This is a genomic window from Colwellia sp. F1 (assembly GCF_056238625.1).
Window position 1 is genome coordinate 35,354 of record NZ_JBWDLI010000015.1, and the last position, 11,791, is coordinate 47,144.

Consider the following 11,791-nt stretch of genomic DNA (forward strand, 5'->3'; position numbering starts at 1 on the left):
ACATTGGTATTGGCAGCGACTACTAGATTATTGCAATGACATTGCAAGGTTACTTTGCGCGTAACCTTACTGCGCTATTATGCGCTATTACTTGAACAGCCCCATATTTCTGTCTGTTACTGCTGCTCGCCATCCTCCTAGCCATTCTGATTTAACGTCAGTTCCTTGATAAGGGCAGTGATCTTTTGATTTACCGCTAAGACCTGCTTGATAACCGTTTGAGTGCGCTCTGCCTAACTTATCTCTTTTCTGTCTTTTCATTATTTTACACCTCGTAACTATAATTTAAAAAGTATCTTTTAAATTACCAACTAAAAATAGTGATAATAAAACTACGTTGTGGCCGATCGAGCTGCGCACCCTAGACAATAAATGATGCGCCATGAAATCTCAATCGACATCTCATTTAAAAGGATTTAGATCCGATATGCAAGCATGAAAGTAAGAAAGAATGTTGCCAAATATAATATAAATATTACTAGGGTATGGTCATTTTATCAGCTAATATTTCTCTCCAATAAAACAACTCATTACAGTGAAATAGCTCATTACTATAGAATATGGTGTTATAAGAATTAAGTTATTATACGAAGATAGTCTAACAAACAATTGTTATAGTACTTTTTAAAGTAGCTTACAGGGGAGTATTAACTCCCCTTGTAGTGCTGCTGTTTCTAATACTTAGCAGCTTGGTTTTTTGCCGGTAGTGTCTGCATAATAAAATCACGAATGTCTTGATTCGATTGCTTTAAGTCTTCATGTCTAAGGTACATCATGTGACCACTTCTATAGCCTTTAAACGATAAGCGGTCACGCATTTGTCCGCTAGGATCTAATTGCCACATTGTGTATTTAGCATCAAAATAGTTGGTAGCACCATCAAAATACCCCGACTGGATCATAACATGCAAATACGGATTTTGTGCCATGGCTAAGCGCAAGTTTTCACCGGTATTGTTATTGCTTCTGTCCCATGGGTGAACGTTACCAAACATGTTATATTTAATGTCTGTTTTATAATGTAGCTCTTCACGTAAATAATAATTGATTGCAGGGGTAAAGCTATGTAGCCAAGAAGTTAACTCTGCATTGTAGTCAGGGCGAGAACCAGCAACCTTTTTATCAATCCCTAAATAGCGTGAGTCTAGGCGACCCACTGTTTGTTTTCTATCACGTAATAATTCTTTCCAAAAAAAGTTATTGTCTACGTCTAAATTGTTAGCCAAAACTGCTTCTACAGACAAGCCGGCATATAAAGCCACTTGTTTTGCAATATCTTGTTTTTCAACAGAAGAAATAAACCCTCCTTTTGCGAGTGCTGGAATATACTTATTGATTGTAAAATTTTCTACTTCTGGCAAAAATTCATTTAAATCTTTCGACTGATACTGATTAGACAAAGCTTTGTGGTACCAAGCTGCAGCTGCAAAATAGGGTAAACGATTAGCAGCCTTAACAGGGCCGTCTCGCTTAATGCCAATATCTGTTGGCGACACTAAAATTACGCCATTGATATACATCCATTGTTGTTGCTGTAAAGCCAAGGCCAAACCTGAAACACGGGTAGTACCATAGCTTTCGCCAATCAGATACTTAGGCGATCGCCAACGGTTATTGCGACTAACAAATGTATTGATCCATTCAGCTAAGTATTTTACGTCAGCATTAACGCCAAAAAACATTTTTTTTTGCTCTGCCTTACTTGGCATGTCTCCATGCTTGTTAGGTAAAACTCTTGAGTAACCTGTGTTGACAGGATTAACAAATACAATATCTGCTACATCTAAAATAGAGTAAGGGTTTACCTTCACGCCATAGGGTTGCAGTGGGTACCCTTCTTCGTCAACATTCAGTATTTTAGGGCCTGTATAGGCAACATGCATCCAAACAGAAGCAGAGCCTGGCCCTCCGTTGAATGAAATTAACAAAGGACGCTTACTATTGTCTTTGATATCTGTTCGTTGGTAATAAGTATAAAAGAGGCTTGCCGTTGGGTGCCCCTCTTCATCCCATACTGGTTGAGTGCCTGTGGTAGCACTGTACTTTATTTTGTTCCCGTTTATTTTAGTACTGTGCTTGCTGGTTTGCTGTTCATCAACAACAATGTTTCGTTCATTATCAGCGTGTGTGGTAACACTAAATGTCATTCCAAGCAAAATAAGGATAGGGGCAAGTCTGGTATATAATTTCATTGTACGCCTCTGTGATAATTGTTAGTGATAATAGCTATTACGTTAAAAAAGTGAGCGAGTTTATGCACAGACAGTAGCAATGCTCACACCGTTAGCGATGTTAATACAACCTAACATAAAAGGTATTAGCTATCATAAATTTAAGATAGACCAACAAAATAACAAGATTAAATTTTGCTACTTGCCTTAGCATAAAAGGATGACTAAACAGTTCAATGAGCAAACCTATAATTAAAAACGCCTGTAACAAATAGTTGTTACAGGCGTTTTAGCGATAACACAATAATGAATAAACGCTCGTTACTGTTTCTGGCGATTAACGTCTTCTTCTATGCTTAATTACAGGCTCTTCATCCATTTGAAAGGTGTCAGTTGAGTCGATATCAAGGTGAACAACATCTTCTTCTTTACTTTGGCTAACAGGAGTTTCTTCTTTATTGAGCTGCTTTAAACGCTCAGAAAAAGAAGCTGATGATTGCTCTTCATCTTCTTTAGCGAATACTGATCTTAATTTATCTTTAAAGCTCTTTTTTTCAGCTGCTAACGATTTAAGCTCGTCTGTTATGCTGGTGTCAACTTTACCTTTTGCTAACAAGGGCGCTGCTTTAGCGGGTACTTCTTTCGCAGGTGCTTCTTTAGGCGTTGCTCTAATCGGTACAACCGACGACTTGAGTTTTTCAGCGCTTACCGCGCTAGTTATTTTTGGCTCTACTCCAGTGACTGGCTTAGTTGGCACAATAGGTTTGGTCCTTACTGCCCTGTCTTTTTCTTGTGTAATAGCGGTATCGGCCGATCCTTCACGGTTCATTTCACTGCTATTATTTGACACTAATGCGTCAAACTCAACAGCTACATCCGCTATTTCTTGTTTTGATATCAGTGTCGCTTTTTGAAGATCCATCAACTGTTTTAAAATACTATTGTATTTTTTTTCTAACGGTATGATATTTTCTTGAATTTCAGCGTCAAATTGCTGTGTTAACTCTTTATATTTATTAATCTCATCTTCAAAGCGCTTTATTGCTCTAGTCGTTTTTTCGGTGACAGTATCAATAAAAGCCACTTTTTTAACAAGCTCTTGTTTTTTATTGTCAAACTTTTCAATAAGCTCTTCTGATACTTGCGCTGTAGCTACATTTTGAGAAACAAAAGATTTAAATTCTTCTATTTTTGTCACCGGCAACCAATGACTATAAGATGGGTTCCAACCATACAAATCAGCATTATTAGCAACCAAGCTTTGAACATCATCTATGTTATACGGCCCGCTAACTTTATCATTCTCTGAAAGATACCATTTTTCCATAATCCATTCGCCTTTCATATTCTGTTTTAAAAATAAAAAACCTATTAAAAAATGAACTTACCTATGCATAAGTTTGCTTTTTGATGATGCCTTAAGGCTATTCTGCAAAGCACTATATTGGTCATGTATCTTTGCAATTGTTTCTTCTACTTCAGCATTTAGCTCTTCAGTAAAGCCGCTGTATGTATCAATATCGTGACCGATCTCAGAAATGGCTGTTCGGCTATTTCCTAGGGTATTATCAACACGTGCCAGTGTTGCAAATAATGCTTCTTCTTTGTTCTTATATGCCTCTAATAGCTCTGTTGGAATTGAGCCTGGTGGTGGTGGTATATTGATATCTACCTTTAGCTCTTCAACCTCATGCAGTGGTAGCCAATGAGTAAAAGATGGGTTCCAAACATAAAGATTAGAGTTTTCATACTTTTTAACATAACGTTGTGCTTCGTCAAAAGTTAATGCTTCGGTTGTTTCACCGTCATTAGAAAAAAGCCATTTCTTCATTTTAACCCTTCCACTGTTTTAAACATAAATTAATTATATTACCAAGTTAATTGAGTATATCCCTACTTAGAAAACTTATCAAATGATATGATGTTTTTTAACCATTACTTTACAAACCGTTTACCAAATCGTATTTTAATCTTTATTTTTTAATAACTTATAGAAGACAGTATTACCCATAACTTACCTTGTTTTCTCCAAATCATAAGGAAAACATGGGGGGGGATATTGGTAGTGCATTAAAAAAAACCGCGAATTTTCATTCACGGTTTTTAGTATTATAAATATTCTCGTTTATAGCGTTAGCAGTGACTTATGCTGCCGTCTTTTTAGTGATAAAAAAGCTATATAAATAAGCAAATAAGCCTAGCAAGAATATAACGCCAGCAATTTCACGTGCCCAATAGAATATGGCAAGTTTATCTTGTGTTGCCATAAAGCTTAATGCTTCACCAGTTTCGGGTAAACGCTGTAACCACACTTGTAAAATACCAGCGCCGGTTAAGAACAATGTGATAAACACCATAGACACTGTCATCAACCAGAAACCCCACATTTCAGTCACTTGTGCTTTATTACAATTAGCTTCTCCAATACCACGTAGTTTAGGCATGGCATAAGAGATAATGGTCATCACGATCATGGCATATGCACCATAGAAAGCCATATGCCCATGAGCAGCCGTTATTTGTGAACCATGGGTGTAGTAGTTTACAAATGAAAGTGAATGTAGGAAGCCCCACACACCTGCGCCTAAGAACGACATAACTGCTGTACCTAATGCCCATAAAGTCGCTGCTTTATTCGGATGTTCACGACGACGGCGGTTAACCATATTAAAGGCATACAACACCATAGCAAAGAAAGGTAGCGGTTCAAGTGCTGAGAATACTGAACCAATCCACTGCCAATATTCTGGCGTTGTTAACCAATAGAAATGATGGCCTGTACCTAAAATACCTGAGATAAGCGCTAATGCGATAATCACATATAACCACTTTTCAATTACTTCGCGGTCAACACCCGTAACTTTAATTAATACGTAAGCTAAAATAGCGCCCATAATTAATTCCCAAACACCTTCAACCCACAGGTGAACAACAAACCACCAGAAGTATTTATCTAAGGCTAAGTTAGTTGGGTTATAAAAAGCGAATAAGAAGAATACTGCTAAACCTATTAAACCTGTCATCAACACCATATTGATCGCAGTTTTACGACCTTTGAGCATGGTCATACCTAAGTTAAACAAGAAACCTAGAGCAACCACAACAATACCAATTTTTATAATGGTTGGTTGTTCCAAGAATTCACGTCCCATGGTAGGCCACAATTCATTAAAAGTGATATCAGCCAGAGTTGAATAAGGAACAAGTAAATAACCTAATATTGTTAAAACACCGGCAGCAGCAAATATCCAAAATAGGATCATCGCTAATTTAGGGCTATATAGCTCAGTTTCGGCCTCTTCGGGCACCATATAATAAGCAGCCCCCATAAAGCCAAATAATAACCAAACAATCAGTAGGTTAGTATGTACCATACGCGCGACGTTAAATGGAATTAACCCCCCAACAATGTCGCCAACAACGTATTGCAAGCCCATTAATAAGCCAAAAAGAATCTGGCCGACGAACAAGATCATAGCAAAAACAAAATAAGGCTTTGCTACAGCTTGTGATTGATATTTTAAAGTATTCACAGCACTATCCTTCAATGTTTGGTGGCCAGGTGTTAGTATCCATCTCTGATGCCCACTTTAAGAACTCAGCTAAATCATCAATTTCTTGATCGCTTAAGTGAAAGTTTGGCATTTGACGGCGCCCAGGTATATTTAATGGCTGTGCGTTCATCCAGCCATTTAAAAATGATTTAAACCCTGCTTCACCACCTCGACGGTTGTAAACATTCACTAACTCAGGAGCAAAGTAAGCGCCTTCACCAATTAATGAGTGGCAACCGATACAGTTGTTTTTTTCCCACAAATGCTTACCGCGCTCTACCGCCTCGGTAATATTGTGCCGATGATCCCGTTTAGGCATCTCTTTAGTAGTGTGAAAAGTCAAAGCTAAGAATATTAAGAAGAAGAAAACACTCCCCCCGTAATAAATATTCCTTGCCATGCCTTTAGTAAAGCTCTCTGACATGGTGTATCCCTTAATGAATAAAAAAATTCATACGTTAGTTCGTATACGTTGGTACGTAAATTTACTTATTATCGTTAGTTATGTTAATAAAAGCATAATAAGCATAGCTCAAAAAATACAGAGTGTCCCTTGTTAGAAATCAAAATATTGCTGTCTTTTGAGAAAGTACAACAAAATGTTACTAATTGTTGCGCCATATCAAATAACAGTTAAAAACTTTCCATATAAAAACAAGAAAAAAACTATAACCTTATAAAAGTAAAGGATATAATCTGATTGTATTTTTAGTAACACACGCATAAATAACCTTACAAACTTTGTCATTACTTCACTACTTTGCCCGTAAGGCACTCTTAAACTAACTGCTTTTTCCTTGCTCTATATAAGTTGGTATACCTCCATAAATAAGCGCGTGTTCTAAATACATAATAGTAAAAGAATAGAGAAGCGCAAAAATAGAGGGAATAGCATTAGTTCGCCTTTCTTCTACTACTTCTTCACCACTTTGATTTAATCCAGACTAATTACATGCGCTAAAGTATGTAGTTAAGAAATACTCACGCTTTAGCGTTAAAAACGTTTTGCTCTTTTTTTCATTACCAATGTCTTTATAATACCTTGTATAAAGTAAGCACTTTACTAACGTGATAATAACAATAATGGTAAAAACTAATGGCAATTGAATACAAAACTCGCACTCAGCTTGTGGTTGAGTTGTTGCGTGAAAAAATACTTAGCGGTGAGATCATTGCAGGACAACCCTTACGTCAAGCAGCATTGGCAGAGGAATTAAATGTTAGCCGAATTCCTGTACGCGAAGCTTTATTGCAACTAGAAGCTGAAGGTTTGGTGGCGTTTGAACCACACAAAGGCGCTAGCGCAACAGAATTAAACCTTGATCAAGTTGATGAGTTATTTGAACTAAGAGCAATGATCGAAGGCGACTTACTAGCAGCGTCTTTGGTTAATATTACTGATGATGCTCTGAGACAAGCGACTGAAATTTTAGCCAGCCTTGATAGTGCTTTAGGTAAAGAAAATGCCGCGAATACCTGGAGCGAGTTAAACTCTCGTTTTCATAACTGTCTATATTCAGGCGCCAATCGTCCACAAACAGCTGACTTAGTCAATATTCTTAACAAGAATGCTGATCGATATATTCGTATGCATTTATTATGGGCTGGTGGTATTTCTAAAGCGGGGCCAGAGCATGCCGAGCTCTTAGCATTTTGCAAAGAGCGCGATATAGTTAATGCGGTAGCAAAATTAAAGCAGCATATTTTAAGTTCTCGTGATGAAATTAAAGCTTTTTTAGTTTTACGAGAATCAAGTAAAAGCTAAAATAACACTTTAAAGCCAGTGTGTATCTATGCTTTGGAGTCATTATTAATGCTGCTAATGCAGTTTCTTCCGTCTTTTTTTGCCTGATACAGTGCTTTATCAGCTAGCGCTATCAATAACGCTGCTGTTTGGTTCATCTCTGGCACTACACTAGCCACCCCCAAACTTGCTGTAATTTTTATGGTGTGCTCTGAATATGTAATCGCTAGATTTTCTATCTCGTGACGAATCTGCTCGGCAATAATCATTGCTCCTTGATGTTTAGTCTCAGGCAAAATCACCACTAATTCTTCCCCGCCATAACGACAAACTAAATCAGGCGTGCGTTTAACAATATTGTGCATTGTGCTAGCTACCCGCTTTAAACAGAGATCACCCGCTAAATGACTATAGTTATCATTGATCTGTTTAAAATGATCAAGATCAAGCATTATTAACGATAAAGTCGACTGAGTACGAGCAGCCCTAACAAACTCTTGACTTAACATATCATCAAAGTAGCGACGGTTACGTACACCTGTCACTTGATCGACTGTTGACAAATAAGACAACTCTTCGTTAAGGAACTTCACTTTTTCTAGCGCTTGTTGAAGGTCTTCTGTGCGTGACGCCACACTGACTTCAAGCGCTTGGTTTTGTTTTTTCTGAGTCTCAATAAGCTCTTCTTTAATACGAAAAGACTCTCTTTCTGCAATTAAACGTCGCTGCATGGCGTCATAAAGCCGTTCAGCAAGCGCAAATGATAATAAAACGACCTCAATGGCAGAGCCGATTTGGGCAGCAGACTCAGTTAGCGTGGTTCGAGGCAATAAGCCGAGCTTATTCATCGACAATATTGCCACTCCAATTAATAATGCGGTCCATGCAGCAGAGAAATAAAAATCATATTTCGATCTTCTGTCAAACATAGCGTAGTAGCTTACAATTAAAATCGTTAACGTAGTTACAATTGAAAAACTTGCCACATAAGGAATCATAACGGCATAAGGATAGATAATACTCAGTAGCGCAGTGATAGCGTAAATAACAATTTGCACCGATGTAATACGGTAAAGTTTAGAATAGCAATACTTCAATTTTAAAAAGGTATTAACAAATAAAAGTGCGCAAATCAAAGCTAAAGGAGAAAAAACCGCTAAGCTCTTTTCATTCCATAGTGGTAAATTAGGCCAGATAAATTGGTAAGCAAAACCTGATAACGTTAGTTGATTTAAGGCAAAAATAGAAACATAAATCACATAAAAGGCATAAACCTTATCGCGCACCCTTAAAAATAAAAATAGGTTATATAAACACATCACCAATATCAGACCATAATACAGGCCATGGCCGAATAAAAAATACTGATCTTGCTCAAAAAAGGCCTTTTGTGGCCAAAGTGCTAACGAAAATTGTATTGCACTAGACGAGCGTACTTTTAACACAATGGTTTGGTCTTGAACGGTTTTAGGGATCGGAAATAAAAAGGCGCGATGCTGTATAGAGCGCTCTACAAACTGACGCTTATCACCGGCAAAGATAGTGTCAACAATTTTATTTTCACTATCAATACGATAGAAATAAATGTCATCTATTAATCCATAATCGAGCTCTAATAGTTTTTCATCTGCTTGGGCTGGCAAAGTAAAACGAAACCAATAAGTGTGAGGGGAAAACCCATAAGAAGGGGATTCTGATATATTTTGCTGCCAAAGTAACTTTTTTTGTGTTGTATTTTGCCCAATAATATCGTCTACAGTGAATTGATGTTCAGTATCAATCAACACTTCTATTTGTGCTCCTTTTATAATAAAAGGCGCGTCACTGTTCGCATAAGTAAGACTACTAAAGAAAAAAATACAAGTAACAAGGTAGACAACCGCTAGCTTACTGATTGAGTTAAGTTGAATGATCTTTTTGCTCCAGTTGCATGATATTAATCATGTCTTCACATTATAATAACAGTAAATACAGCATGAATAGTTAGCCTAAATACTGTGCAAGCCATCAATAATTTATAATGACTTAAACAATACCGTGGCATTAGTACCACTAAATAACCTGCGCTAAGTGTAATACTGCTTCATAGCAGCGAAACTGTTTTGTTGTAATAGCTACCTAGCAGGTATTTTACTGACAAACCAAGCTTTATCCCCCGCTAAAAAGCCACTGTCTGACAAAACAGGCATACGACAAGCTATTGTATTGTCTAGCATAGCAAGCTGTTGAAACGCTGCTGTTAAATATACCATGACACTACAATGTAACCCCTGAGACTCATGTCGGTACACGGCAAGTAAAGCACTTGGTTTATTTTCTCTTTTATAAACCTGTTGCAAATGCGCTTCAATATCTGAGAGTGCTGCACTCGCCAACATGGCATCACCTAAATTGACTTTAACCCAATTATTCATAGCGCCCCTAGCTAGCGTGTGCTTTAATCACTATTAGGCTAGCTGTTACTTTTCTGCTGTTATTGTTAAATTTACTTGCAACAGCCTTGCCATTGTTCTCAAGCCTGCCTTACTTATTATACAACCAAGAACAGGCAAACGATTAAAGCAATACTGCCGCCGGCATAACATTATTGTCTATTTCAAGTGGCTATAGATTTTTTAATCATCAAGTTAGTGGTTTTGTCACTAGCTATACTCACTCTACTAATATAAGCATTTTTTTTATTATTTAATAGCATTTTCCCTGTTAAGGCTATTGCTTTCTTTAACAACAAACGTTCAAACCAGTAACGCTTAAAAATATAAAGACAAAAATAAAAGTCAATATTAATGCTATGACAACATCACAGTGACAAGGGTAATATACCTTGTCGTCTGCATAGCGACTGACGAAAAGCCTCACTTTTTACACTGTATTTTGCTAAAAGTTACCAATATTGATACATAACTGTTGACAACAATTGGTAGCGCTCTATAATGCAAGTCGCTTGAAGTTAGTTTTATATTTTTGTACACCATTACGTCGTTAATTTCTGCTTTGTAGATACTAGCACGTCCTGTTTTATAAGTAATAGCAACACTTTTTAGCAAACCCTGCTTCTTCAGCTCGCTTAAGATAAGCTGATGCAAGCTCAATTACTCATAAATAAATTAGGATAGAATTATGTCTACAACTACTGGTACAGTAAAATGGTTTAACGAAGCTAAAGGTTTTGGTTTCATCGAGCAAGAAAATGGCCCTGACGTTTTCGCTCACTTCAACGCAATTGTTGGCGAAGGTTTCAAAACTTTAGCTGAAGGTCAAAAAGTTGAATTCACAGTAACTGATGGTCAAAAAGGCCCTCAAGCTGAGAACATTGTTGCACTTTAATTTTTTTTAATTAAAGTCACAAAAAAAAGCGAGTATCTATTAGATAACTCGCTTTTTTTGTATCTGTAGTTTAGCGTTTTCTCCGAGAAAAACTACAGCACTAATAAATGGTCACTGCCGATGGACTTAAAACCGATAAAATAGCTAAGCGCTCTAAACTACAGTAATCAGATGCGACACCTAACATCTCGCTACTTACCCCTAATGATGATAATTGTAAGTCATTAAGTAGCTCATCTTGATCAGTTGATTTTACTAATTTTTGGTAAGTCATGATCCGCTTAGAAATATACAGTAGTTGTGATTCAGTATTAATCAAATCAAAGTTCCCTTCATCTTGGTTACGGATAGGGGCAACAATATTGTACGGTAACTGCCAGTTTTTTAATAACTCCGCACCACATTCAGCAAAAGTAAAACCTAAAATCTCTCGTTGTTTCTCCCAAGGTAAGCAATTGTCTTCCTTACTTTCATACGTGGCAATGTGCTGTGGCGAAATTTGCTTAACAACCAATTCTCCTAAGTTGTGCAACATGCCTAAAATAAATAATCGTTCTCCATTTGGAATATCTAAACGACAACCTAAAAACTTAATCAGCAAAGCGCAGTCAACACTTTCTCCCCAAAAATTGTCTAAGTAATCTTGTGAAATATTCAGAGATTGGCAGGCTTTTGCCGTAAAGTAGGCAATAACAAGGTTATACACCTCAGTGATACCAAGTACCAACACAGCTTTGGATATGGTGTCAATTTTACCCGGGTAATTAAAAAATGAGCTATTAGCAAGCTTTAAAATGGTGCCTGTCAGTGCAGGGTCGATGATAATCACATCACTAATATCATCAATGGTGGAAGATTCATCATCAATCAATTCTTTAATACGAATAAAAGAGTCTGATAAAACAAAAATTTCACCCGCTTGATTAGCATATTCAGTCGCTGTCATACATAGTTTTCCGGTTAAGATTATTAGAGCTAGCCTATTTGTTAATAAA

11 protein-coding genes are annotated in these 11,791 nt (G+C 37.1%); 2 read left to right on the forward strand and 9 right to left on the reverse strand.

Annotation, left to right across the window (positions count from 1 at the left end):
* Nucleotides 1–87: 87 nt before the first annotated feature.
* The 6 genes from rmf to AC0UA9_RS13915 form a co-directional block, all read right to left on the reverse strand.
* Nucleotides 88–261 (reverse strand): ribosome modulation factor, encoded by a 174-nt coding sequence (gene rmf / locus AC0UA9_RS13890; protein ID WP_475660727.1) that lies wholly within the window; start codon nt 259–261, stop codon nt 88–90.
* A 413-nt stretch (nt 262–674) separates the two neighbouring features.
* On the reverse strand, nt 675–2,192 hold the full coding sequence (locus AC0UA9_RS13895; protein ID WP_475660728.1) for a S10 family peptidase: 1,518 nt from the start codon (nt 2,190–2,192) through the stop codon (nt 675–677).
* Between the two features lie 316 nt (nt 2,193–2,508).
* Nucleotides 2,509–3,498, reverse strand: a complete 990-nt coding sequence (locus tag AC0UA9_RS13900) for a DUF4339 domain-containing protein (protein WP_475660730.1) — start codon at nt 3,496–3,498, stop codon at nt 2,509–2,511.
* 57 nt (nt 3,499–3,555) lie between these two features.
* A complete protein-coding gene (locus AC0UA9_RS13905) occupies nt 3,556–4,002 on the reverse strand; it encodes a hypothetical protein (protein WP_475660732.1) in 447 nt (148 codons plus the stop codon).
* A gap of 313 nt (nt 4,003–4,315) precedes the next feature.
* The gene (locus tag AC0UA9_RS13910; protein WP_475660734.1) at nt 4,316–5,704 is read right to left on the reverse strand and encodes a cbb3-type cytochrome c oxidase subunit I; all 1,389 of its coding nucleotides are present in this window, start codon (nt 5,702–5,704) and stop codon (nt 4,316–4,318) included.
* 4 nt (nt 5,705–5,708) lie between these two features.
* Nucleotides 5,709–6,149: a c-type cytochrome gene (locus tag AC0UA9_RS13915; protein ID WP_475660736.1), complete on the reverse strand. Its 441-nt coding sequence runs from the start codon at nt 6,147–6,149 to the stop codon at nt 5,709–5,711.
* Nucleotides 6,150–6,821: 672 nt separating this feature from the next.
* Here AC0UA9_RS13915 and AC0UA9_RS13920 point away from each other — a divergent pair.
* The gene (locus AC0UA9_RS13920; RefSeq protein WP_475660738.1) at nt 6,822–7,490 is read left to right on the forward strand and encodes a GntR family transcriptional regulator; all 669 of its coding nucleotides are present in this window, start codon (nt 6,822–6,824) and stop codon (nt 7,488–7,490) included.
* Nucleotides 7,491–7,516: 26 nt separating this feature from the next.
* Here AC0UA9_RS13920 and AC0UA9_RS13925 read toward each other — a convergent pair whose 3' ends face one another.
* Nucleotides 7,517–9,256: a sensor domain-containing diguanylate cyclase gene (locus AC0UA9_RS13925; RefSeq protein ID WP_475660740.1), complete on the reverse strand. Its 1,740-nt coding sequence runs from the start codon at nt 9,254–9,256 to the stop codon at nt 7,517–7,519.
* Nucleotides 9,257–9,583: 327 nt separating this feature from the next.
* The gene (locus AC0UA9_RS13930) at nt 9,584–9,883 is read right to left on the reverse strand and encodes a hypothetical protein (protein WP_475660742.1); all 300 of its coding nucleotides are present in this window, start codon (nt 9,881–9,883) and stop codon (nt 9,584–9,586) included.
* Between the two features lie 706 nt (nt 9,884–10,589).
* Here AC0UA9_RS13930 and AC0UA9_RS13935 point away from each other — a divergent pair.
* Nucleotides 10,590–10,796: a cold-shock protein gene (locus AC0UA9_RS13935; protein ID WP_033092258.1), complete on the forward strand. Its 207-nt coding sequence runs from the start codon at nt 10,590–10,592 to the stop codon at nt 10,794–10,796.
* 100 nt (nt 10,797–10,896) lie between these two features.
* Here the strand turns inward: AC0UA9_RS13935 and AC0UA9_RS13940 are convergent, their stop codons facing one another.
* Entirely contained in the window at nt 10,897–11,742 is an 846-nt protein-coding gene (locus tag AC0UA9_RS13940) for an HDOD domain-containing protein (RefSeq protein WP_475660744.1), read from the reverse strand.
* Between the last annotated feature and the right edge of the window lie 49 nt (nt 11,743–11,791).

Excerpts from the sequence above, each read along its gene's own strand:
- AC0UA9_RS13935 (WP_033092258.1), top strand. The coding sequence starts at position 10,590 with ATGTCTACAACTACTGGTACAGTAAAATGGTTTAACGAAGCTAAAGGT.
- AC0UA9_RS13895 (WP_475660728.1), bottom strand. The coding sequence starts at position 2,192 with ATGAAATTATATACCAGACTTGCCCCTATCCTTATTTTGCTTGGAATG.
- rmf (WP_475660727.1), bottom strand. The coding sequence starts at position 261 with ATGAAAAGACAGAAAAGAGATAAGTTAGGCAGAGCGCACTCAAACGGT.
- AC0UA9_RS13915 (WP_475660736.1), bottom strand. The coding sequence starts at position 6,149 with ATGTCAGAGAGCTTTACTAAAGGCATGGCAAGGAATATTTATTACGGG.
- AC0UA9_RS13930 (WP_475660742.1), bottom strand. The coding sequence starts at position 9,883 with ATGAATAATTGGGTTAAAGTCAATTTAGGTGATGCCATGTTGGCGAGT.
- AC0UA9_RS13905 (WP_475660732.1), bottom strand. The coding sequence starts at position 4,002 with ATGAAGAAATGGCTTTTTTCTAATGACGGTGAAACAACCGAAGCATTA.
- AC0UA9_RS13920 (WP_475660738.1), top strand. The coding sequence starts at position 6,822 with ATGGCAATTGAATACAAAACTCGCACTCAGCTTGTGGTTGAGTTGTTG.
- AC0UA9_RS13900 (WP_475660730.1), bottom strand. The coding sequence starts at position 3,498 with ATGGAAAAATGGTATCTTTCAGAGAATGATAAAGTTAGCGGGCCGTAT.
- AC0UA9_RS13940 (WP_475660744.1), bottom strand. The coding sequence starts at position 11,742 with ATGACAGCGACTGAATATGCTAATCAAGCGGGTGAAATTTTTGTTTTA.